Consider the following 22,360-nt stretch of genomic DNA (forward strand, 5'->3'; position numbering starts at 1 on the left):
AATTAACTCTACCTATTTTGTACTGCTAAGTGCATAGCTCCATTGGCCGTTAAATGCCTGATAAGCATTCACTTTAGCAAGCAATGTAGCAATAGTTGTGTCAACAGCGTTTTCTTGTGCCATTAAAACATCCTGGCGTGCATCTAACAACTCTAAGTACGGTATTTGGCCTTCTTCGTACATCGCCTGTGCTTGTAAAAATGCTTTATTTGCAAAGCCATAGCGCTGTTTAGCATAACGCTCTTGCTGTTGTTGATTGACCAACATTTGCAATGAAAGTTCACTTTGAGTCACCGCATTTAATACTATTTGCTGATAGTCGCTGTAGGCAGCTTCACTTAAAAACTGCTGTGCATCGCGCTGGGCAAGGAGTGCGGGGTAACTTAATATTGACCATTGCACTTGGGGGGCTACTTGCCATTGCTGATCAGTATTTTTTAAGCCCGTGCTGTCTATGCTTACTACGCCTGCAAAGGCTGATAAGCTAATATCAGGTAGTAAGGCTTTACTTGCCGCCACACTTAAGCTGTTAGCTTGGCTAAAATCATACAATGCACGGCTTATATCAGGGCGCAGGGCAATGGCGCTATTGGCATTTTTAAGCGCAACGCTAAAGCTTTGCTCCAGCAGGTTTTGCTCATTATCTATCGCAATGTCTTGCGCAAGCTTACCTGTAAGCACCGCTAAAGTTGATAAGTCGCTGTATTTAGCATACTCAATAGCGGGCATTAGGGCTTCTTGCTGCCTAAGCTGTGCCATCGTACGGTTTAGGTCAAGCTCGTTGGCAACGCCTTCATCTACACGTGCTTGAAGTACCTCAATGCTTTGCTCTAATGCGTTTATTTGCATGGCTATAATGTGTTGTTTTTCAACATTACCTTGATAGCTTACAAAACCTTTAACAACAGATGATACCACTTCAATTTGCAGTGAACGTACTTGCTCGGCTTGGCTCATGGCCGATGCATTTGCAGCATCAACCAAAGCAGTAATACGGCCAAATAAATCTAACTGCCAGTCAAGCGCTATGTTAGCACTCGATTGACGGTCAAACACATTCGGTGCATCGCTTCGTGCTGCGCCAATATTTACCCCGCCTTGGGGTAAATATTGCGCTTTTTGCTCACCAAGTCGGGCAAGGGTACTTTTAAGCGTTAATTGGCTTGTTTGCAAATTGTAGTTATTGGCAAGTGCGCTATTAACCAAAGCATTTAGCTGCTTTGATTCTAACTTGTGCCACCAATTTGTTTCATCTGCTATGGCAACATTGCTGGCAATATTTGCTTGAGCTACAAAATCGTTAATAGCGTTTTGCTCGCTTTGTGTATCTATTTTGCTAGCGCAACCAGATAAAAAAGCAGCCACTAGCACAGCACTTAACGTTAAGCGCGTTTTGATAGGTTTAGCGATTAAATTAGTCATGCGATAACCCCTTTGCTTTTTGCTGCTTTTTCACAACTAACATGTAAAACACAGGTGTAAATAATAACCCAAACACCGTTACCCCTATCATGCCTGCAAACACCGCGTTACCCATTGCGTGGCGCATTTCGGCGCCTGCACCGGTTGCAAGTACTAAAGGTACAACCCCAGCTGTAAAGGCAATTGAGGTCATTAATATTGGGCGTAAACGCATACGACACGCCGCTAATATTGCCTCAAAGTGCGTTAACCCACCGCCGTGTTGGTCGCGGGCAAATTCTACCATTAATATGGCGTTTTTAGAGGCAAGTGCCACCAGTACAATTAATGCAATTTGAGTAAATATATTATTGTCTGAGCCTACAAACCACACACCTAATAGTGCTGAGAAAATAGTCATCGGTACAATTAATATTATGGCCAGTGGCAAACGTAAACTTTCGTACTGCGCAGCAAGCACCATAAATACAAGCAACACAACTAATGGGAATACATAAACCATGGTGTTACCTGCAAGTACTTGTTGGTACGTTACTTCTGTCCACTCGTACTCAATACCTGTTGGCAGGTTGTCGGCTAATATTGTTTCAATAGCAGTTTGTGCCTGATCAGAGCTATAACCGGGGGCTGGGCTGCCGTTTAGTTCTGCACTTGGGTAACCGTTGTAATGCATTACACGGTCAGGTCCTATTGTTGGTGTAACTGTAAGTACCGAGCCAAGCGGCACCATATTTCCTGCACTGTTACGTACTTTTAGGTTAAGGATTTGCTCAGGATCAAGACGAAAATCAGCATCAGCTTGCGCATTAACCTGATAAGTACGACCAAACATATTAAAGTCGTTCACATACACAGAGCCTAAATATATTTGCAATGCGTCAAATACTTCATCAAGAGGAATACCTTGAATAAGCGCTTGCTCGCGGTCTATGTCAATATCCATTTGCGGTACTTGAATACGGAAACTTGAATATAAGCCCATTAACGCGGGGTCTTGCTGCGCTTTACCAATAATGGTTTGCAAACTATTAAATAGTGCATCAAAGCCTTTATTTGCTCTATCTTCAATTTGCAGCTTAAAGCCTCCGGTGGTACCTAAGCCTTGAATTGGCGGCGGCGGAAATACAGCCACAAACGCTTCATCAATAGCTGCAAAACGCTGATTTAACTGCGCGGCAATTGCCATCGCTGATTGACTAGGGTCGGTACGTTTATCAAAGCTCTCAAGTGGCGTAAATACAATGCCGCTATTTGGGCTGTTAGTAAAACCGTTTACCGATAAGCCTGGAAACGCCACGGTGTGTGCAACGCCTGGTACTTCTAATGCTATTTTTTGCATTTGCGAGAGCACATCTTCGGTGCGGTCTAAACTGGCTGCATCTGGCAGTTGCGCAATCGCAACTAAATATTGCTTATCTTGCTGTGGAATAAAGCCACCAGGTACGGTATCAAACAATTTAATTGTACCGCCCACCAGCGCAACATAGGCCACCATAACAATAACGCTCATACGTATAAGCTTTTGTACCAGCTTTTCGTAGCCTTTAGCACCACGGTCAAACACGCGGTTAAACGGTTTAAATAACCACGCACCAAACAGTTTATTAAGTAAACGCGTGAATGCATCTGGTTTTGCATCGTGCGATTTTAATAATAATGCCGATAGCGCAGGCGAAAGGGTTAACGAGTTAAACGCCGAAATAACAGTCGAAATAGTAATTGTTAGTGCAAATTGCTTATAAAACTGACCCGATAAACCGGTAATAAATGCAGTAGGAATAAATACCGCACACAGCACTAACGCTATCGCAATAATTGGCCCGGTTACTTCGCTCATAGCAACTCGTGTTGCCTCTAAAGGCGAAAGCCCTTGTTCTATATTTCGCTCTACGTTTTCAACAACAACTATCGCATCATCAACTACAATACCAATTGCCAGCACCAAGCCAAACAGCGAAAGTGTATTAATAGACACGCCTAGCCATTGCATTACAGCAAACGTACCAATTAACGAAATAGGCACCGCAATCAATGGAATAATAGACGCGCGCCACGTTTGTAAAAATACAATAACCACAATTACAACTAATACAATGGCTTCAAGTAGCGTTGCTATAACCGCATCTATTGAACCACGTACAAACACAGTGGGGTCGTAAACAATGTCGTACTCAACCCCTGCCGGAAAATCTTGTGATAAACGCGCCATTGTTTCACGTACTTGGTCTGAAAGCTCAATCGCATTTGAACCTGGGCGTTGAAAAATAGGCATTGCAAGTGCTGGCTGGTTATCAAGCTCTGCACGAAGTGCATAGGTATCTTGGCCTAAATCAACATGGGCTACATCAGACAAACGCGTTAATTGCCCTTGCTCGCCCACTTTAATAATGACCTTTTCAAACTCTTCAACACTGTTTAAACGCCCTTTTACGTTTAATAAAATTTGAAATTGGCTGTCGTTAGAAATTGGCTGTGCACCTAAGCTACCCGCGGCAACTTGCTGATTTTGCGAGCGCAAAGCGGCCACAACATCGGTGGCTGTAAGCTCACGGGCTGCTAATGCATCTGGGTTTAGCCACACGCGCATTGAATATTTGCCACCACCAAATAATTGAATGTCGCCTACACCTGGTAAACGGGCAATCTCGTCTTTAATATGAATGTCGGCATAGTTAGATAAATACGCTGTGTCGTGGCTGTTTTCAGGCGAGTATAAATGCACCACCATGGTTAAATCGGGTGATGATTTTTCGGCTACTACACCTAAGCGCTGCACCTCTTCGGGCAAACGTGGTAATGCACTGTTTACACGGTTTTGTACTTGTACTTGTGCACGGTCTAGGTCGGTGCCTAATGCAAACGTTACCGTAAGTGTCATACGGCCATCGCTGGTGCCTTGAGAAAACATATACAGCATGTTTTCGGTACCGTTAATTTCTTGCTCAAGCGGCGTTGCCACAGTTTGCGCAATAACGGTTGGGTTAGCACCTGGGTAATTTGCTGTTACCACAACAGTAGGTGGCACAACTTCTGGGTATTCACTTACAGGAAGTTGAAACAGTGAAATACCACCAGCAATTAAAATAACCAACGACAGCATGGCTGCAAAAATTGGTCGCTGAATAAAAAAGTGTGAAAATTTCATCAATAAACCTTATTGCTTAGCCATTAGCTGCGCGTTGTCGTTTGACAGTGTAAAAGCCACGCCGCTTGTATCAATTGTCACTGTATTTGGCGAAATTGGCATACCTGGGCCTACACGTGCAGGGCCATTTACCGCAATAACATCGCCTTCGTTTAGGCCAGCAGTAACAGCGCGTAACGCACCATAGCGCTCGCCTACTTCTATTAATTTGTATTCAAGCACGTTGTTTTCGCCTACGGTTAATACAAAGCGATTTTTTAAATCGGTGCCAATAGCACGCTCAGGAATAATTACTTTTTCGCTCACTTCGTTTGCTGCCAATTTAACGCGAGCAAAAGAACCTGCACGTAGTTGATTGTTATCTTGTTCAAATACCGCACGTACACGTAAAGTACCCGTTGCTGAATTAATTTGGTTATCAATAAAGTTAATATAGCCTTGGTAAGCAAACTCTTTTTGACCTACTTTTTGCATAACAACTGTTTGGCGGCTTTGGGCGGTTACATCATTAAAAGCGCTATTCCAAGTACGCTCATCAACATCAAAGTAGGCATACATTGCTTTATTAGAAACAATTGAAGTTAATACACTTTGGCCCGCTAATACGTTATTACCTTTGGTAATATTTGCGCGTGAGATAACACCATCAATCGGCGAAACCACTGATGTAAATTCTAAATCGAGCTTTGCAGAGGTAAGCTGTGCTTGCAGCGCTGCCAGTTGTGCTTCGCGCTGGCGAAGCGTTGAGGTACGCGCCTGTGCTTGTTCTGTTGAAATAGCTTTACGCTCTAATAAGCGCACTGCTCGTTTGTCTTCACTTTTAGCTTGTTCAAGTGCAGCTTCTGCGCTGTGTATTTGCGCTTCTAGGCTTGCTACAACTGCTGCAAAAGGGCGCTCGTCAAGTTGAAACAACACATCGCCTTGCTTAACAACATCACCTTCTTTAAATTCAATGCTATCAATCACCCCAGATACACGCGGCATCAGCGCAACTTCTTGCGGCGATTCTAAACGCGTGGTGTAGGTGTGCCAGCTTTGTACTGGTTTAATTAAAACTTGTGCTACATCGATAGGTTGTAATTGTTGTTGCTGCGCATTAGGTGCGCTCTCATCGGCACAGCCCGCTAAGGATAGAGTTGCCGCAGCTAATGCAGCAGCAATTAAATGTTTATTCATGAAGACGCTCCTTTATTTATTTACCTGGCATGTTACGGACTATACTTGCGGACAAAAACCATAGATTTATAAATTCATTAATGCCAAAATGGCATCAATAGCATTTATTGGGTGATCATAATGGATACAACAAGCCGGCTTTTAATGCTGCTTGAAGTGGTAGAACAAGGCTCTTTTGCCAAAGCTGCAGAAATAAGAAACATAGACCGCTCTGTTATATCTAAACAAATCAGTCGATTAGAGGACGAGCTAGGCGTTAGGTTATTAAACCGCACCACCCGTTCGTTTTCGTTAACGGCGGCGGGCGCAGAAATGATTAAAAAAGCGTCAGAGCTAAGAGAGTTACTTGGTGAAACCGTACGTATGGCCGAAAACTACCACTTAGAGCCACGCGGTGTGTTAAAGGTTACCTCGTCAACATTAATTGGTCGGCGTTATTTACAACCTGTGCTAAACGACTTTCAAAAACGTTTTCCACAAGTAGAAGTAGAGCTGCGCCTCGACGATAGGCTAGTTGATATTGTATCTGAAGGGTTTGATTTAGCATTTAGAATTGGTGAGCCTAAAGACTCCTCATTAATTGCCCGTAAAATTGCCCGTAACAGGCTGCTTATTGTAGCCGCCCCTGAATTTATAAAAACCTATGGTATGCCACAAACCATAGAAGAGCTGGTGCAGTTACCCGCTGCAAGTTATGCAAGTAACGCTATGCGCGTAGAAACCATAGATTACTACGATAGTAAAGGTGAGCCGTGCGAGCTAAAAATAAAAAGCGTGTACAGAGCAAACGACGCTGAAGTACTGCTAATGAAAGCTATTTCAGGGACTACCTACTTTGTTGCGCCAGCATTTATTATCGATAAAGAAATTACACAAGGTCAATTGGTGCCCATTTTAACGGATGTTAAGTTAAAAGAGTTTAGCCATATGTATGCGGTGTATCCACACAGAGACTTACCGGTAAGAACACGTTTATTTTTTGATGCAGTGAGAGAATACCTAGGTAAAGACAAACCAATTTGGGAAAACAACATCCCAAATTTTGAGCAAATGTACTAGCCTCGTACTTAGGCTATTTGAGGCTTTTCAATCAGGTTGGCATTTGCTTGAAAGTACACTTTATTGCGGCCATATTCTTTTGCTTTATACAGTTGTTTATCTGCTTTAATTACAAACTTTTCAAGCGTGTCGCCTTGGCGATACTTAACAACGCCGATACTGGCAGTTACATTTATTTTTAGTCCATCAATCTCAAATGCCGAATTGTTGAGTTTTTCTCTTATGGTTTCGGCCATTGCCAATGCATCACTTTGTGACGCAAAAGAATGTAGTAAAGCAAACTCTTCCCCGCCCACTCTAAATACATACCCTTTTGCCAATACAACCCGTAATAAAGTGGCGACTTCAATCAGCACTTTATCCCCTACTGCGTGGCCATGGGTGTCGTTAACCTGTTTAAAAAAGTCTAGGTCGAGTAAAAACAAATAAAGTTGCGACTTATCTTTAAGCTCTACTGCAAAGTAATGGTTCATTGATAAACGGTTTGCAGCCCCAGTAAGTGGGTCTAACAAGGCCAGATTTTTCAGCCGTTTAGACGATAAAGCACGACTGCCTTCAAATACATGAGAAATGGCCCAAATGCTGATATAAACAAAGGCAAGATTTAAACCGAAGTTAAGCGTTGTTAGAGGAAGTTGCGATGCTTTGGTTAATAATATGGCCCCCTGGAGTACAAATAACAAAGCCGATAATACAATGCCATAGCGCTTACCTAACAGTAGGTAATACAACACAGGTAACGCAAACGACCACACATACAAACCATTTATTGGCTTTGCTAAATAATTACCTAATACAATAACAAAGGTGACAAATATGCACATAACAACAGATTGCCATACTTCGAGTGCGTGTGTGTTTAAGCGGTGGTAGGTATAGGCACAAAATACAGTGAGCGCTATTTCTAAATAGCCTAATAACGCAAAGTTATTTAAAAAAATATTAAACGCAGCAAAAAACAATGAGACAAAACCAAAACACAAGCACATCCATTTCAGAACGTTTCTTCTTAATGATTTAGTACTACTAAGTGCTGCTATATCCATTCAAAAAACTTAAAATAATAAAAAATTCAGTGTAACCCTAAAATTAAATATAACAAGTAGCTAAATAGGTAAAAACAGTCATTTTAATAAACTGTGTAGCGAAAACAGTAAACTCAGTAGCGAATTACACTACATTTACGCCTTTACCCACCTAACATAGATAAGTTTGTAGTGACCCCGGTGTTTCCTTGGTGCAATAAGTGCGTTGGTTTTTTTGTTTTTATATAACGCGCTAACTGATCAATTAATGCCTGATTAGTGTTATCACTCATGTATTCTCTAAGTGATATACCCTGCTCAGAAAACAAACATAAATGCAGTTTCCCCAGTGATGAAATTCTTAACCTGTTGCAGGTAGCACAAAAGTCATTACTGTAAGGCATTATTAACCCTATTTTGCCTAAATAATCAGGATGGAAAAACTCTTGCGCAGGCCCCGCCGTTACATCACGTATAATGGGCTGCCAACCAGCGCGAAGCAACTGCTCTTTTATGGATTGCCCCGATATATGGTTAGCATCAAAAAATGCTTTATTGTCGTTTGTTTGCATTAACTCAATAAAGCGCATCGTTACGGGTCTGTGCTTTAAATACGCTAAAAAAGCTTCAAGGGCACGGCCATTGTACTGTTTCATGAGTACGCTGTTTATTTTTACTGAATCTAAGCCGCTCTCTAGGGCAGTGTCTATGCCTTGCATAACCGTGGCAAACTTATCATTGCCGGTAATGGTATTAAACATACGTGGGTCTAAGCTGTCGATGCTAACATTTATTGCGTTGAGCCCTGCGTGTGCCCAATCTTTAACATGTTTATGCATTGAGTAACCATTTGTAGTGGCGGCTATTTTGGTAATACCTTGGGTGTCTTTTGCCGCACGAATTACATCTATAAAATCTTTTCTGAGGGTTGGCTCACCGCCAGTAATGCGTAACTTTGATATGCCATGATGAGCAAAGGCGTTTACTGTATTGCTAATTTCGTTAAGTGAAAGGAAGTCTCGGTCGTGATCGCATTGATAACCATCCGGTAAGCAATACACACACTTAAAATTACAAACATCAGTAATGGATAAACGTAGATAACTAAATTTTCGCCCTGCAGGGTCGACTAGCATAAAAAAGCCTTTAACATTTTAATAATTCATCGCTAAGTTCAAAGCGCGTAAAGCCTGTGCCTTACGCGCTTTGTTAGCACTTAACTAGGCCGAAAGACCTGCTTTAAGCTCATTGGGTTTCATGGGTAAATTACGTAACCGTACACCAACTGCATTAAATACCGCATTTCCAATAGCTGGCGCAACCCCAATTACTCCTGGCTCACCTAAGCCCATTGGAAACTCATCACTTTGTACAAACTCTATGTCCATATCGGGCACATCTTGCATTCTAAGTGGCAAGTAAGTGTTAAAGTTAGTGGCTGCTACTTGTCCGTTTTGGTAATTATTTGATTCATGTAACGCAAGGCTTGTGCCCCACAGTAACGAACCTTCAAGCTGGGCTAGTGCACCATCTGGGTGAACAATTAAACCTGCATCTACCACGGCGTAAAGCTTTTTAAGCGTAATTTTGCCATCGCTTTTATTTACGTGCACATGGGCTGCTGTGGCAATCCACGCTGGCATATTACGCTCTTGGCCTGAACTTACTGAAAAACCAATGCCTTCATTTTCACCCAGCTTAACATTTGCGACCTTCGCTGACACTTTTTTAAGTACCGCATTTAAGCGCAGCGCTCCGCCTACGCTTTCAGGGGCTTTACCTGCTTGTTTACCTTTGCCGTCGAGCATTGATAAACGAAACTCAACCGGATCAATCCCTTGTTTGTGCGCTATTTCGTCGATAAAAGACTCTAGGCTCCATGCTATCCAGCCAGGGCCTACCGAGCGAAGCCAACCTGGGGTAAATGTGCTTTGCGCTAATTCGTTATTAATTGCGCGGGCACGGTGGTTATCCATGCTGTACCAGTGATCGGCTCCAGAGGCTGAAAATGCATCAAACTTACCTTTGCCATCAACCCCTGGTGATAAGAAGCCAGGTGCCATTGCTTTTGTTGGCCAGCCTGCTGCAAAAGCATGCTCCATTGCACTAAGCTTGCCATTTTCATTAAACGAAGCTGTTAATTTAGCTGTAGAGGCAGAGCGTGATTGATCAAATAAGCTATCGTCAGCGCGCGTAAATACCAGTTTTACGGGTTTGCCAATCGCTTTCGCTGTTAATGCTGCAGGCACAGTCCAATCACCAAACAAGCGACGCCCAAATCCACCGCCTAAATAATAAGGGCGAATAATAACGTTATTTTGTTCAACCTCTAACGCCTTGGCCAATGCAGGTAGTGTTAAAGACTGCCACTGATTACCGGTATGGATAATCCACTTGTCTTGTTTAAACTCTGCCACCGCGTTAAGCGGCTCTAATTGATAATGGCTTGCTGTTGCTGTGGTGTACAGTGACTCAAGCGACTGCGTTGCCTCAGCCTGCATTTTAGTGGTATCACCTTCATTAACAAATAAGGTGCCAGCGTTGCTATCGTTACATAATTTTTCGCCGAGGGATTGAATATCGGCCTCTGTAACATTAGCTGTTTGCCCTTTTTTATAGGTTACTTTTAGCGCATCTACCGCTTTAATAGCACTGGGGTAATTGTCAGCTAAAACCACCACCCAGCCTTGTACGGTATTACTCGGGTCGTTTAAAATCTCAAACCCTTTATAGCCTTTTATTGCTTTTGCAGCGCTATCGTCCACCTGTGTCACTTCACTACCATAACGTGTTGGTGGGATCACAGGGCGCGCATACACCATGCCTTCAAGCTCTACATCTATGGCGTATACGGCAGTACCATTTGTTTTTGCGGGAATATCAAGCGCTTTAAAGTCTTGTTTTAAACCCGTTAAGTGGCGCTTGTTGGCAGGCTTTAACGGCAGTTTTGCAACTTCTTCACTGCTAAATGTACGGTTAAACTCACCATTTTTAACAATATCGGCATAACTGAGCGATTTATCGCCAGCAATTATGCGCCCTTTACTAGCGTGGCACTGCTCAGGTTTAACCCCAAGCATATTAGCCCCTGCATCTATAAGGGCTATACGCCCCGCAGCGCCGGCTTGTGAAAGCGGCTTAAAGCTTTGAAACACCGACCATGAACCACCTGTAACCATGTAGCCCCACTTTTCGTGCGTATCTACATACGTGATTGATACTTTATCCCAGTCGCACTCAAGCTCATCTGCCACAATACGCGCTAAGGCGGTGCCTACGTGTTGGCCCATTTCAGCTTTGGCAATACTAACGACTACTTCACCTTGCTGGTTCATAGTCCACCAAATTGTGGGTGAAAACGATTGTTGTGCAATCGACTCTTTGGCGCTAAGTTCACCTGAAAATAAAGCCGGAGCAAATGCCATAACCAGGCCAGCAGTTGCTGTACTAATCATAAAAGAGCGACGGTTTAAGTCTACGGTTTCGGTATTTTTTTGAAATAGTTTTTTCATTGTCGGCTCCAGTTACACGTCTAGCTCTTTGGGGTTAAACATTTGTACTGCACTTTGCGATTCATCAGCTGCACGTTGTATAGCCGATTTAATACGCTTGTACGCCATACAGCGGCAGTAGTTGCCATTCATATGATTTACTATTTCTTGATCTGTTGGATTTGGATTGTCTGCTAATAACGTAGCTGCTTGCATAATTTGCCCCGATTGACAGTAACCGCACTGAGGCACTTGCTCATCGACCCACGCTTTTTGCAGCGGATGCGCGTTGTTAAGTCCTTCAATGGTCGTAATGTTTTTTCCTGCCACTGCGCCCACGGGTAATACACACGAGCGCGTTGCTTGTCCGTCTAGGTGCACCGTGCATGCACCGCACATAGCAATACCACAACCAAACTTAGTTCCTTTTAACCCTACTTCATCACGAATAACCCACAGCAAAGGTGTATCTGCACTTGCTTGCGATTTAACCTCTTTGCCATTAACTGTAAACGTCACCATAGCTTGCCCCTTGATTAAGCCTAAATAAAATTAAAGTAACGCATGACCCATACACGTTACTTTTTATACCACCGTACGTTGAAACTATTACGCTTTGCATTGCAGCGCACATTTTAAATGCGCGCTGGCATAACTGTTAAAAATTTAATCTCGTTTTGAACGTTTAACCTAAAGTTTAGGCTATATTTTTTAGTTTATTCGCTTACAGTTAGGTTGTTGTTATTATTAATAAACTGCTTTAATTGCTGTTGAGTGTCGATATCTGTGCTTGCCTGCTTAAGTAAAATGGTATTAACGTCAACCTGTGTATCGCGCAGTAAATGTTGAGCGCCTTTATCGCAATTTAGCGCTGCTAGAGTTTTAAAATCAGAGGCAGGAAATACAGCAGGTACGCCAAGGCGCTCGCCATAATCAGCACACCAGCGCGAGGGGTTGTTGTTAAAATGAGTAATTAAAGTATTTATGTGTGTAGCACTAAGCTCAACCTGATCCGCCAGCATAAATAAAATCCCCTCTAATGAGTGCGCCTTACTTATAGTGTGTGTTGCCAGCGCAATGGATTTTCCTAAGCCTATTTGCCAGTGTGGGTTATGCAGTATTTCAACATTTTTATAGCCACGTAACGCGTGTTCAATTTGCGCATGCCAAGCACCGCTAATAACGTATATGGGTAATGTGTCATCACCTTGTAAGGTATCTACGGCGCGGCAAATCATTGGTTTATTACCTACATCGGCTATAAGCTTACAGCCGTTAAAGCGCGACGATTGCCCAGCGGCCAAAATAACCTTTGCTACGCGCACCTTAGTTGCCCCAATTACTTAACGATGTAGCATCTTTATTAGCAAATACCGCATGAATTTCGCTAATGAGCGACAAAGCTATGCTCTCTGGCGAGTCGCCTCCCAAATTAAGCCCAACAGGACCAAATACAGGCGCTACTACCTTATTTACCTTTGTATTTGCATGTTCAAACACTTGCGCTCGGCGATGTGCTGGCCCCAGTAACCCCATGTACTTTAGTTGGCTTTGCTCAAGTGCGGCTAACGCCTGTGAGTCAAGGTCTACACTGTGGGCCATTAAAACAGCGGCATCCACTTTGTGCTGTTCGCAAAATTGTTTAAGCTGCGCAGCTGGGCAACGCAAAATATTATCGGCCTGCTTAAAGTAGTCTCTTTTAGCATTTGCAGCTCGGCTATCCCATACACTTACCGTCCACCCGAGTTGTTTAGCAAACGCGTATACCGGTATCGCATCAGCGCCACCACCGACAATTAATAAATGTGCGCTGGGGTAAATAGCCACTTCTAAACGTTGGACTTTATCTTGCTCTAAAAGCGCTGCTTTGCGGTTTAAAGATAAGTTGTGCTGCTGCGCCACGGTTTTAAAAACCCCAGACCCCTTTGCCACTAAAGGTTTAATTTGCTGTGTGTAGTGCCCGGATTGCTTATTTTTAAGCGCATTAAACATGCTATCTAGTTGTAAGTATTCGTTTTCACTATTAACGCTTTGCAAAATAATATGCACCACACCACCACAGCCAATTCCTAGCTGAAATGTTAAGTCGTCTTCATCGGTTGCATCATAGGTAATAGTTTTAGAATGTAATGTGGTCATAACCTGTTTGGCATGGCGCTGAATATCAGCCTCTAAACAGCCACCCGAAAGCATGCCTAAGCGCTGGCCAAGGCTCGAAATAAGCATCATCGCGCCCAATTTTCGATAGCTAGACCCTTCAATTTGGTACAAGGTTGCTAGCACCCATTGTTGTTCATCACGAAGCGGATACCACGTATTGAGCATTCCTTTTAAATCAGTAACCATAAACTGCAGCCATTACAAACCTTAATATGCGCGCGTTTTAATTATCACCAAGGTGTCGCTTTGCTTCATTTGTTAGATATAACGAGGATAATCAAGCAACAAATAAGTGAGAAGCGTACGTGATATATTTTAAAATCGATCAGATAGGACGTTATTAAATATGAAATATTATCTTAGCATTTATCGAGGGCGAGGTGACCTATGTGGATTGAAATTTTTCACTCTAGGTGCAATTAAATCGCCTTCAAAGGCTTTGCCCTGACTAAAAACCAAACGCCCTGCTGTAAATTCATCCACCGCAGTACGCCACGCCCTAACTTCCTTAATAAGCGTATAAATTATAAAAAGTTACACATGCTTAATTAGCAAACAATACGTTAGCTTTTTGGCTAATGTGAGCCTTGGCTCAAATAAGCATTAATCTTCAATTAAATCGGTGAGCGTATTAATTAGCTCATCAAACTCATCATTTACACTCTCGCGTTGCTGCTCACTCAATGTGGTATTTAGCTCAATAAGTAGGTTTACATAGAGCGCTAAGTTTGCATCATTACTGGCTAATAATTCTTCGCTCATATACGCTTCTCGCTGTGTAATTACATAGCTTAATTGTTTTACAAATTCAGCCTCACTGAGCGCTTTATTTAAAAGTACTTGCTGCGCTGCATTTAAACGCGTTTGCTTGTACTGATGCCAAAGCAATGAAGAGTCATAATGAGCATTGTTAGCTTGGGTAATAAGCTGCGTTTGCACAGGGGTTAACTTTCCTAGCCATTGTTTGTAGTAATCAAGCTGTCTTTCTAGGCGCTCGCTTTTGCGCTCCTGCGCTGTTAATTCAGTAAACTCTTCGTATTCTTCGTTAATTTGCGTTTGGATATTAGCAATAAGCTCTTCGCGCTGCGCATAAGAGAGCGTAAGCCCTAACTGCGCGAGCGGTATATGCGCGTGTTCAAGAATGTTTTGAAAATAAGCTCTGGCCAATACCACTTGCGACTTTAGTTGCTGATAGTCTAACTGCTGATTAAATAACACTTTTAAATTTAGGATATCTTGCTTGTAGGCGGGTAATTGCGTGGTGCGATGCCACTGCTGGGTTGTGTTAATAATACTTTTGAGTTGCTTGTTTTGCTGCTTATTTAGGTCAATGTAGTCATCTACCCAAAACGATGAAAGCCACGTTAGGTTATTATAAGTAAACGAAGCCGAACAACTACACAAAAAGAGCAGACTGAGCGCAATGGCTACGCGCGAAACTTTTATATTTTTTATTTTAAACATGAAATCCTCAACTAACGCTTTCTCTCAAACTCTCACATAATACGCAAAGATGTTAATTTATTTTAATTGATAATAATTATTATTTACTGTTGACACACCGCCAAATCTAAATAATAATTAATCGCATAAACAAAGTGTAACGACCTCAGTGCCCAAGGAAGAAATACAGCATGGATGCTGACATTTTGTTTTAAGCGCGTGACTGCTTAATGGCTATTATTTACTCGACCCAAGTAATAGCATAAAAGTTCATCTCTACTTGCTACATTGCTCATATTAGTGACGGTTAATATGACATTAAAAGCGCAGGCCTTGGCTTGCGCTTTTTTACTGCTTTAAATTTTCTGTAATATCTGTATCTTACGCTTATAAACAGCGCATTATTAGCAATATAATTGCTTATTTAAGCTATAATTACCACAACAGCTTGGCTAAGTGTTAAACGAGCATATAATCACCAAAGCGTTAGTATTTCACTTAACCGCAAGCACTTGCACCATTTTATACGTGGCTATTAAATAGTAAGTACAAAGTGTTGCAATAAAACAGGTTTTTATACATACACATTGCAACTATTACCTATTGGAGACATGGCTATGTCACAGTTTAATTTAAAAGCATTAATACTTACTGGCGTTTTGCTTTCAAGCCCATTTGCACATGCAACTCTTGAAGACGGTATAAGAGCTGCCAACGAAGGCGAGTTTGCGACGGCACTAAAAGAATTTGTATATTTAGCTGATAAAGGCTTTGCCCCTGGCATTTACGAACTAGGTAAACTTTACGAGGGCGGCTATGGTGTTACACGCGACTACTTTAAAGCGGCAGAGCTTTATAAAGAAGGCGTTAAAAAAAATCACGCTGACTCAATGTTTGCGCTAGCGGTATTATACGATGAAGGCAAAGGCGTAAAGCTTGATAAGCAAATGGCGGTTACGTTATTTGAAAAAGCAGCGAAAAAAAACCTCCCCGCCGCACAATTTAATTTAGGTGTTATGTATGCAAATGGCGAGGGCGTAACGCGCGATTATAAACAAGCCAGAATGTGGTACGAAAAAGCCGCTGCTAATAACTACTCACTGGCGCAATTTAATCTGGCGCTCATGTATTTTGAAGGCCTAGGCATGCCAAAAGACTTAGAGAAGTCGTATGTGTGGAACACCATTGCAGAATACAACGGCAACATGCAAGCAAGCCATAGCCGTAAGCTAGATGAGCGTAAAATGCTACCCAAAGAAATAGAAGAAGCAAAAGAAAAAGCCGACAAAATCTACGAAAAAATACTCGCAGGCACGTACGCCGGTGAAGGTCGCTTATTTTAATTTGCGCCTAGCTAAACCTAAGTGTTTAACAAGGGCAAATGCATCTCGCATTTGCCCTTTTTTATACCAATTTACTTAATATATAAAAATTTAAGCAACTTAATAATAAGGTTGCTCTGTTTGAGTAAAAGCGCGGTACGCGGGTTAAACGTGCTAGACACCAAGGTGTTTTTTGCATGACTAAAGGTTAAAAACCCTTCTTTACCATGATAATGCCCCATTCCTGAATGCCCAACGCCACCAAATGGCACATCGTCTGCTGTCACCTGCACTAAGGCATCGTTTACAGCAACTGTACCACTTAATGTTTGCTCCATGATGTAATCTTGAGCGTGCTTATCTTGGCCTAAAATATATAGCGCTAAAGGGTGATTATGCGCTTTTATGTAGCTAATTGCCTCATCGAGCTTTTCGTAGGTTTTAATAGGCAAAATGGGGCCAAATAACTCATCTTGCATTAACGTCATATCATCGCTAGGTGCGGTAACAATATGCAAACCCATTCTATGCTTTTGTTTGTCTTGTTGGTTTTGATCTAGCGGCTTAATAACTTGCGCACCTAAATGTTGTGCTTGTGTTAAATACCCTTCTAAGCGAGTGTAATGCGCATCGCTAATAATTGACGTTAAGTTTTTGCCTTCAACCCCGTCTTTAAAGTGCTTTTTATAAAGCTCGCACAATTGCTGCACCAGCTGATGCTCAAGGGCCTTAGGTACAAATACATAATCTGGGGCTACACAAATTTGCCCCGCATTAGCCATTTTACCAAACAATAATGTTTGCGCTGCTTTTTTAATATTAGCTTGTTCAGTAATGATCACCGGCGACTTACCACCAAGCTCTAAGGTAACAGGAGTTAAATTTTCGCTGGCTGCTTTCATAACCAGCTTGCCCACTGACGTTGAGCCAGTAAACAGCAGATGTGCAAATGGCAGTGCAGAAAACTTACTCGCTACATCGCTTGCCCCTAATACCACTTTACAATGCGCTTGTAGCTCGTCTGCAAATATTTTTTCGATGACTGCATTAGTATGCGGGGTAAACTCGCTGAGCTTAAGCATAACTCTATTACCCGCAGTAATGGCGGTAATAACAGGCACTAATGCCAATTGTATGGGGTAATTCCATGGTGCAATCACGCCAACTACACCAAGTGGCTGGTAAGTCACACTCACTTTTGATGGCCACAAACTTAAGCTAGTTGAGCGCTTACTGGGTTTTGCCCATTTTGGCAATTTTTTAATAATGTGCGCTAAGCCCTGAACCGTTGGCAGAATATCGCCAAGTAACGTATCGAACGCGGTTCTGTAGCCAAAGTCTTTTGATGCTGCATCGATAAGCGCTTGTTCATTACTAACAATGCGTTTGTGCAACGTTTTTAATAATACGATACGCTTATCTATCGGGAGGTACGTCTGGGCTAAAAAGCTATTTTGCAGCTCATTAAACGTATCGCTGAGTGACGGTGTGTGTGTGCTATCAGTATCCAAAGGTGCTACTCGTGTATCATTTTGCTACGACTATAACGCCGTTCTGATTTTCGAGCAATAACACTAACTATCTAAAAATTACCGTTTTTGTAGGAACAAATAGCCACAATTAATCACTACTCGCTCAATAATTTAGCCCTTAAATTACTTTTATTTAGCTCGTTAGCGGCTCACAAGGCAGCGTAATAATAAATTTAGCGCCGCCTTGCTCGCGGTTCTGTGCGCTTAGCGTGCCATTAAGCGCGCTAATAATTTGCTTAGAAATACACAACCCAAGCCCTAGCCCATCAACCGATTTAGTACTGTAAAAAGGCTCAAAAATAGTCTCTATATCGTGCACTTCTATACCCGGACCAGTATCTTCAATACACAGTTGCACACTATTATTTAGATAATTTGCACTGATACTCAACTCGCGAGTAATACACCCTTGCATTGCTTGGCTGGCATTCGATATTAAGTTAACTAACACTTCTTCAAGGGCCGCTTTATCTGCTAACACGTTTAATTGGCTGTCAATTTTAGGCGGTAAAACACTTATATTGTCCTGCTTTAGCTGGTTTTTATTAATCTCAATTGCCTTGGCTACTGATTCATTTAATGGCACTTCGCTAATAATCGTTTTTGCAGAATCAGAAAAATAATTTAGCTGTGCAACTATCTTATGCACTCTTGCTACTAAGGCTTCAACAAACTGTAAATTTTCGTTTAGGGCTTCAAACTTTCCTTTAGCTAGCAAGCGTTTAGCACTGGCTAAGTAAGTATTAATGGTATTAAGCGGGTGATTAATTTCGTGGTTAAAGCCCATGCTAAGCTGGCCAATTGTTGCAAGCTTAGTTGATTGTACAAGCGCATCTTGCTGTGCTTTAAAAGCATTAGTACGTGCACTAATTTCCTGACTGACACTGTGATGGGAATAAACCAGCTTTTTAACGCCAACAAAGCGCCTTAAGACAACATACCCTAGGGCAATAATAAGCGCATAAATTACCACAAAGCCAAATAACGCCGGTAATTGGGCAATATTAGCATTAGATACATTTACTAATACGGTAACCGATGCGTTCAAAAAGCGTAATTTTTGCTCTACCGATAAATAATTATGCTCATCAATTGTGCTAAACAGTAACCTTTGTGATGTGTAATTTGAATGGGCAATCAGCTTAGGTTGATAATCTAAATACGCTCGACGCTGAGCGATGTCTCGACGATGAGTAATATCAAGGGTAGAAAACGTATTCAGGCGCCAATTTTCCATATCTGAAATAGCAATCACGCTATCTTCTAGCTGCACATAAAAGTGGCTGCCTTTGGCGGTATTTAAAAGCTCACGGTCACTTTCAAATTTGTTCACATTGACTTTTAAAACAACGACCCCTACCGCTTGATTATTGTTATAAATGGCTTGTGAAAAATAGATGCCTCGCTCTTTTGTACGCATGCCTAGGGCAAAATACGCTACTTTTTCACCTGCAAATGCGCGCTTAAAATACGGTCTAAACGACAGATCGCTGCCTAAAAAGTTATGATCGGCCTGCCAGTTACTGCTTGCAATCACAGCGCCTTGTTCATCAAGAATATAAATATCTGAGGCACCACTGGCTTGTTGTATATCAGCTAAGTAGTTATTAATCTTTTTTTCGTTATTTTGCGCCGCACCTAAAAAATCAATAACCTCATTGTTATAGGTAAGAAGCTGAGGAATTTTTGAAAAACGCGCAAGCTCAGCATCAATATAATGCTTTAACTGAGTTGCTTGCTGGGCTGCTTTTTGCTCGGCCTGATTATAATAATGAGTTCGGCCATAGCAAAACACGACCGACAATAGCACTATCAGTACAACAAAAGATAAAAGAAGTTTTTTAGAAAAGGAGAACATGCCCTAGCTCACAACAAAATAGCTATAAAATTTAAGGGCGCTAGTTTAACGGGTTATGGGCGCTAACAACAGAAACTTTGTGTTAACAAATACAATAAATCTTAATTTATTTATAAACTGCTGCAAGTCTGTACTGACTCGCAACAGTAAACATCATTAGCGGTACTAAAATTACGAGTTAGTGGCTAATTGAGGCTTATTTTTAGCGTACTTGTATAAGCCGATCAGTGAAGCTGCAATCCAGAAAATCTCAATTACAAAGCTTGCAAGGTTAAAGTTGTAACACAAACTGATTAACAGCAAAATTGCCCCTGTTAAATTCATTATGTTGTACAATAACCCCGTTGGGGATGCTTTATTAAGTTGTAATAAAAAGAATGCACCAACAACTAAGAAAGTACCCGCCATACCTACAATATCAAATAACAGTGCTATCACACGTTTATCCTTTGCTTAAAAAACCCAACTAACTGGCCCTATCCTTGGGGAGGGTGTTTTTCAATCATTGAAACAGCAAAACCGGGCGAGTATATCAGGCTTGTTTATTGGTACAAGGTCAATTGTCCGCCTTACTAAGCAGCAAATCTAAGCTTTTGTAGTTATTACATTTTTAAACGTATTGGGTTATTTAAAGGTAACCTTACCGCCAATTATTTTATAAGCTGGTGTACCGCGTATGATTGCTGGGCGCGCAAATGGGCGCTCGCATTGGGGGCAAATACACGGTGTAGTTGTGTAATCTTGGGTTATTCGCTCTATAAAACACTTTACTAAAGCGCCTTTGCCACCTTTTCTATATTTAAACAGCGCCGCTTTGCAAGCAGAGCAAAAAATATCGACTGTTTTAGTCGGCCCTTTTTTATTTGGCTTAGCCATACACTCCTTAACATGCCTACATTGATACAAAGCAGGCATTTTAGCAGTTAATAAATAAAAACGTTACAGAAGCTAGGTAAACTGCCTAATAAGCAGTGGAGAAAACACAGGGGATTAAATAATAGGTACGATATAAAACGCCATAAAAGCGTTTCGCTAATCTCTAAAAAACAAACGGTTTAATTGCGCTGATAACACATTCATATTAAATGGTTTAATAATAAACCCCGACACTTTTGCTTTAATAACTTGTTTTACTGTATCAGCGTTATCTTCGCACGTGACCATAATAACAGGTAAATCGACTAAGGCTTGGTCGTGGCGTATGTTATCGAGCAAGTTTACACCGTCTACTTTAGGCATGTGTAGGTCGGTTATTACTAAATCAAATTTTTGCTGACGCAGTATTTTTAATGCCTGTTGGCCGTCAGTTGCCTCTACAACATTTTTGTAATCAAGCTGCCTTAGCATGTTAATTAATACGTGGCGCATAAGTGGCATATCATCAACGACTAATATTTTCATATTTATCTTTATTGTATTTTAGCGCTTAAAGGTGGCGCCTTATTTAGCGTACTTAGGGCCATACACCTATAATAAAACCCATTAATGTAAATTGTAATGTGTAATACCCTGCATTAATTATAAATAACTTGATTGGCCGCTGCTCATAAATGTAACTGAGCCCCAGCGAGCTACCTACCCAAAACAAACCGATGGCAAAACCTGTAAAGGCGCCCTCTCCCATTCCGGCCTCTTTACCTAAAAATAATGAAAGCACCACTGCCGACAAAAGTGCAAGTACCATACTGCCGCCAAAAATTAACGCCGGTTTTGCTGTTTGTAAATCAAGCTCCGTAAGGCCTGTACACTCTAACCAGGCATTTTTAAAAAAAGCGTTTGAGTACCAAATACCGCCAAGCATAAAAGAGGAAAGCGCCGCCACAAGCACGGCAAAAAAATTAACATCAGTAAAATTCATACATACTGCCATAATGCATAGTGTACAAGGGTATTTTGACTGTAGTTAAAAATACCCTAAGCAGCAAATTATCGCCTTTAAAATTTGCGGTTTAGGGTGTGTTGGTTTTTGTGGAGATTTTTAAAAATCGCCATAGGTGGCACATGTTTGTACCTTTAAATCGATTGGCGATAGCGCTACCTCAAGCCCTCGCTTACCTGCACTTACATACACTGTTTTAAAGGCCATAGCGCTTGAATGAATAAAAGTGGTTAGTCGCTTTTTTTGCCCAAGTGGGCTAACCCCTCCTAAAATGTACCCCGTGGCGGCTTGTACCTTTGGCGCGCTTGCCATTGCGACCTTTTTAGCGTGACTCAGTTTGGCCAATTGCTTTAAATTTACTTTCTGGGATACCGGTGTAACGGCAACAATTAACTGCCCTTCATTGGTTTCAAGCACGAGGGTTTTGAATACCTGCTCACTATTAAGGTTTAACTTTTCAACGGCTTCTTGGCCATAACGTGTTGTATTAGCATCGTGTTGATAACTAAGTACATCGTGAGGCACATTTTGTTTTTTCAGTAATTCTATTGCCGGGGTCATACAATTTAGTCACATTATTTTAAGCGCATTATTAATCTACAATAAGGGTTAATCATTTTGAAGAGTAACTTAATAGCAGATACGTAAAAAGCCTTTTATTGACGAGGGTATAGGTACAAAGGGTAAAGCAATGTGGGTCAATTGCACAAGGCAACAAAATAGCTCAGTGAATCAATCGATTGAGTATACGCACTTTATAATATTGCTAAGTCGTGCCCAGTAATATGGTTAAAAAAACATGAATTTGAGCCAAAAAAAACGGTGCATCAAGCACCGTTTTTTTTAGT

The 22,360-nt window shown here is 41.6% G+C and carries 19 protein-coding genes; 2 read left to right on the top strand and 17 right to left on the bottom strand.

Features of this window, described 5'->3' with window-relative positions; genetic code table 11:
• Positions 1–12: 12 nt before the first annotated feature.
• The 3 genes from EJ103_RS17415 to EJ103_RS17425 are packed head-to-tail and all read right to left on the bottom strand — an operon-like array spanning position 13 to position 5,743.
• The gene (locus tag EJ103_RS17415; RefSeq protein WP_126008994.1) at positions 13–1,422 is read right to left on the bottom strand and encodes a TolC family protein; all 1,410 of its coding nucleotides are present in this window, start codon (positions 1,420–1,422) and stop codon (positions 13–15) included.
• Positions 1,415–4,567 carry a multidrug efflux RND transporter permease subunit gene (locus EJ103_RS17420; protein ID WP_126008996.1) on the bottom strand — a complete coding sequence of 1,051 codons (3,153 nt, stop codon included), beginning with the start codon at positions 4,565–4,567 and terminating at the stop codon, positions 1,415–1,417. The genes EJ103_RS17415 and EJ103_RS17420 overlap by 8 nt, the downstream gene beginning before the upstream one ends.
• Positions 4,568–4,576: 9 nt before the next feature.
• The gene (locus EJ103_RS17425) at positions 4,577–5,743 is read right to left on the bottom strand and encodes an efflux RND transporter periplasmic adaptor subunit (RefSeq protein ID WP_126008997.1); all 1,167 of its coding nucleotides are present in this window, start codon (positions 5,741–5,743) and stop codon (positions 4,577–4,579) included.
• A gap of 120 nt (positions 5,744–5,863) precedes the next feature.
• Between EJ103_RS17425 and EJ103_RS17430 the strand changes: the two genes are divergently transcribed.
• Entirely contained in the window at positions 5,864–6,802 is a 939-nt protein-coding gene (locus EJ103_RS17430) for a LysR substrate-binding domain-containing protein (protein WP_004588705.1), read from the top strand.
• A gap of 8 nt (positions 6,803–6,810) precedes the next feature.
• Here EJ103_RS17430 and EJ103_RS17435 read toward each other — a convergent pair whose 3' ends face one another.
• The 7 genes from EJ103_RS17435 to EJ103_RS17465 form a co-directional block, all read right to left on the bottom strand.
• The gene (locus EJ103_RS17435; protein WP_164521648.1) at positions 6,811–7,848 is read right to left on the bottom strand and encodes a GGDEF domain-containing protein; all 1,038 of its coding nucleotides are present in this window, start codon (positions 7,846–7,848) and stop codon (positions 6,811–6,813) included.
• A gap of 143 nt (positions 7,849–7,991) precedes the next feature.
• Positions 7,992–8,963 (bottom strand): GTP 3',8-cyclase MoaA, encoded by a 972-nt coding sequence (gene moaA, locus EJ103_RS17440; protein ID WP_126008999.1) that lies wholly within the window; start codon positions 8,961–8,963, stop codon positions 7,992–7,994.
• Between the two features lie 84 nt (positions 8,964–9,047).
• A complete protein-coding gene (locus EJ103_RS17445; protein ID WP_126009001.1) occupies positions 9,048–11,339 on the bottom strand; it encodes a molybdopterin cofactor-binding domain-containing protein in 2,292 nt (763 codons plus the stop codon).
• A 12-nt stretch (positions 11,340–11,351) separates the two neighbouring features.
• Entirely contained in the window at positions 11,352–11,840 is a 489-nt protein-coding gene (locus EJ103_RS17450) for a (2Fe-2S)-binding protein (protein WP_126009002.1), read from the bottom strand.
• A gap of 194 nt (positions 11,841–12,034) precedes the next feature.
• Complete coding sequence (locus tag EJ103_RS17455) at positions 12,035–12,643, bottom strand: nucleotidyltransferase family protein (protein WP_126009004.1); 609 nt, start codon at positions 12,641–12,643, stop codon at positions 12,035–12,037.
• 1 nt (position 12,644) lies between these two features.
• Positions 12,645–13,664, bottom strand: a complete 1,020-nt coding sequence (locus EJ103_RS17460) for an XdhC/CoxI family protein (RefSeq protein ID WP_126009006.1) — start codon at positions 13,662–13,664, stop codon at positions 12,645–12,647.
• Between the two features lie 417 nt (positions 13,665–14,081).
• Positions 14,082–14,942 (bottom strand): DUF6279 family lipoprotein, encoded by an 861-nt coding sequence (locus tag EJ103_RS17465; protein ID WP_126009008.1) that lies wholly within the window; start codon positions 14,940–14,942, stop codon positions 14,082–14,084.
• A 596-nt stretch (positions 14,943–15,538) separates the two neighbouring features.
• On the opposite strand from EJ103_RS17465, the gene EJ103_RS17470 reads away from it, so the two are divergent.
• A complete protein-coding gene (locus tag EJ103_RS17470) occupies positions 15,539–16,264 on the top strand; it encodes a tetratricopeptide repeat protein (RefSeq protein WP_126009010.1) in 726 nt (241 codons plus the stop codon).
• Between the two features lie 71 nt (positions 16,265–16,335).
• On the opposite strand, the gene EJ103_RS17475 is transcribed toward EJ103_RS17470, so the two are convergent.
• The 7 genes from EJ103_RS17475 to ybaK form a co-directional block, all read right to left on the bottom strand.
• The gene (locus EJ103_RS17475; RefSeq protein ID WP_126009012.1) at positions 16,336–17,754 is read right to left on the bottom strand and encodes a coniferyl aldehyde dehydrogenase; all 1,419 of its coding nucleotides are present in this window, start codon (positions 17,752–17,754) and stop codon (positions 16,336–16,338) included.
• A gap of 154 nt (positions 17,755–17,908) precedes the next feature.
• On the bottom strand, positions 17,909–19,633 hold the full coding sequence (locus EJ103_RS17480) for an ATP-binding protein (RefSeq protein WP_126009014.1): 1,725 nt from the start codon (positions 19,631–19,633) through the stop codon (positions 17,909–17,911).
• 171 nt (positions 19,634–19,804) lie between these two features.
• Positions 19,805–20,071 carry a hypothetical protein gene (locus tag EJ103_RS17485; protein WP_004588716.1) on the bottom strand — a complete coding sequence of 89 codons (267 nt, stop codon included), beginning with the start codon at positions 20,069–20,071 and terminating at the stop codon, positions 19,805–19,807.
• Positions 20,072–20,257: 186 nt separating this feature from the next.
• Positions 20,258–20,509, bottom strand: a complete 252-nt coding sequence (locus EJ103_RS17490) for a hypothetical protein (RefSeq protein WP_004588717.1) — start codon at positions 20,507–20,509, stop codon at positions 20,258–20,260.
• A gap of 156 nt (positions 20,510–20,665) precedes the next feature.
• On the bottom strand, positions 20,666–21,034 hold the full coding sequence (locus EJ103_RS17495) for a response regulator (protein WP_024031358.1): 369 nt from the start codon (positions 21,032–21,034) through the stop codon (positions 20,666–20,668).
• A gap of 52 nt (positions 21,035–21,086) precedes the next feature.
• Positions 21,087–21,491, bottom strand: a complete 405-nt coding sequence (locus tag EJ103_RS17500) for a DUF1761 domain-containing protein (protein WP_004588719.1) — start codon at positions 21,489–21,491, stop codon at positions 21,087–21,089.
• 120 nt (positions 21,492–21,611) lie between these two features.
• Positions 21,612–22,073 carry a Cys-tRNA(Pro) deacylase gene (gene ybaK / locus EJ103_RS17505; RefSeq protein ID WP_126009016.1) on the bottom strand — a complete coding sequence of 154 codons (462 nt, stop codon included), beginning with the start codon at positions 22,071–22,073 and terminating at the stop codon, positions 21,612–21,614.
• Between the last annotated feature and the right edge of the window lie 287 nt (positions 22,074–22,360).

This window comes from Pseudoalteromonas sp. Xi13 (genome assembly GCF_003952205.1).
In the GTDB taxonomy this organism is placed as follows: Bacteria; Pseudomonadota; Gammaproteobacteria; order Enterobacterales; family Alteromonadaceae; genus Pseudoalteromonas; species Pseudoalteromonas atlantica.

Excerpts from the sequence above, each read along its gene's own strand:
- EJ103_RS17495 (WP_024031358.1), bottom strand. The coding sequence starts at position 21,034 with ATGAAAATATTAGTCGTTGATGATATGCCACTTATGCGCCACGTATTA.
- ybaK (WP_126009016.1), bottom strand. The coding sequence starts at position 22,073 with ATGACCCCGGCAATAGAATTACTGAAAAAACAAAATGTGCCTCACGAT.
- EJ103_RS17480 (WP_126009014.1), bottom strand. The coding sequence starts at position 19,633 with ATGTTCTCCTTTTCTAAAAAACTTCTTTTATCTTTTGTTGTACTGATA.
- EJ103_RS17470 (WP_126009010.1), top strand. The coding sequence starts at position 15,539 with ATGTCACAGTTTAATTTAAAAGCATTAATACTTACTGGCGTTTTGCTT.
- EJ103_RS17500 (WP_004588719.1), bottom strand. The coding sequence starts at position 21,491 with ATGAATTTTACTGATGTTAATTTTTTTGCCGTGCTTGTGGCGGCGCTT.
- EJ103_RS17445 (WP_126009001.1), bottom strand. The coding sequence starts at position 11,339 with ATGAAAAAACTATTTCAAAAAAATACCGAAACCGTAGACTTAAACCGT.
- EJ103_RS17465 (WP_126009008.1), bottom strand. The coding sequence starts at position 14,942 with ATGTTTAAAATAAAAAATATAAAAGTTTCGCGCGTAGCCATTGCGCTC.
- EJ103_RS17420 (WP_126008996.1), bottom strand. The coding sequence starts at position 4,567 with ATGAAATTTTCACACTTTTTTATTCAGCGACCAATTTTTGCAGCCATG.
- EJ103_RS17415 (WP_126008994.1), bottom strand. The coding sequence starts at position 1,422 with ATGACTAATTTAATCGCTAAACCTATCAAAACGCGCTTAACGTTAAGT.
- EJ103_RS17430 (WP_004588705.1), top strand. The coding sequence starts at position 5,864 with ATGGATACAACAAGCCGGCTTTTAATGCTGCTTGAAGTGGTAGAACAA.
- EJ103_RS17425 (WP_126008997.1), bottom strand. The coding sequence starts at position 5,743 with ATGAATAAACATTTAATTGCTGCTGCATTAGCTGCGGCAACTCTATCC.
- EJ103_RS17490 (WP_004588717.1), bottom strand. The coding sequence starts at position 20,509 with ATGGCTAAGCCAAATAAAAAAGGGCCGACTAAAACAGTCGATATTTTT.
- moaA (WP_126008999.1), bottom strand. The coding sequence starts at position 8,963 with ATGCTAGTCGACCCTGCAGGGCGAAAATTTAGTTATCTACGTTTATCC.
- EJ103_RS17435 (WP_164521648.1), bottom strand. The coding sequence starts at position 7,848 with ATGGATATAGCAGCACTTAGTAGTACTAAATCATTAAGAAGAAACGTT.
- EJ103_RS17450 (WP_126009002.1), bottom strand. The coding sequence starts at position 11,840 with ATGGTGACGTTTACAGTTAATGGCAAAGAGGTTAAATCGCAAGCAAGT.
- EJ103_RS17460 (WP_126009006.1), bottom strand. The coding sequence starts at position 13,664 with ATGGTTACTGATTTAAAAGGAATGCTCAATACGTGGTATCCGCTTCGT.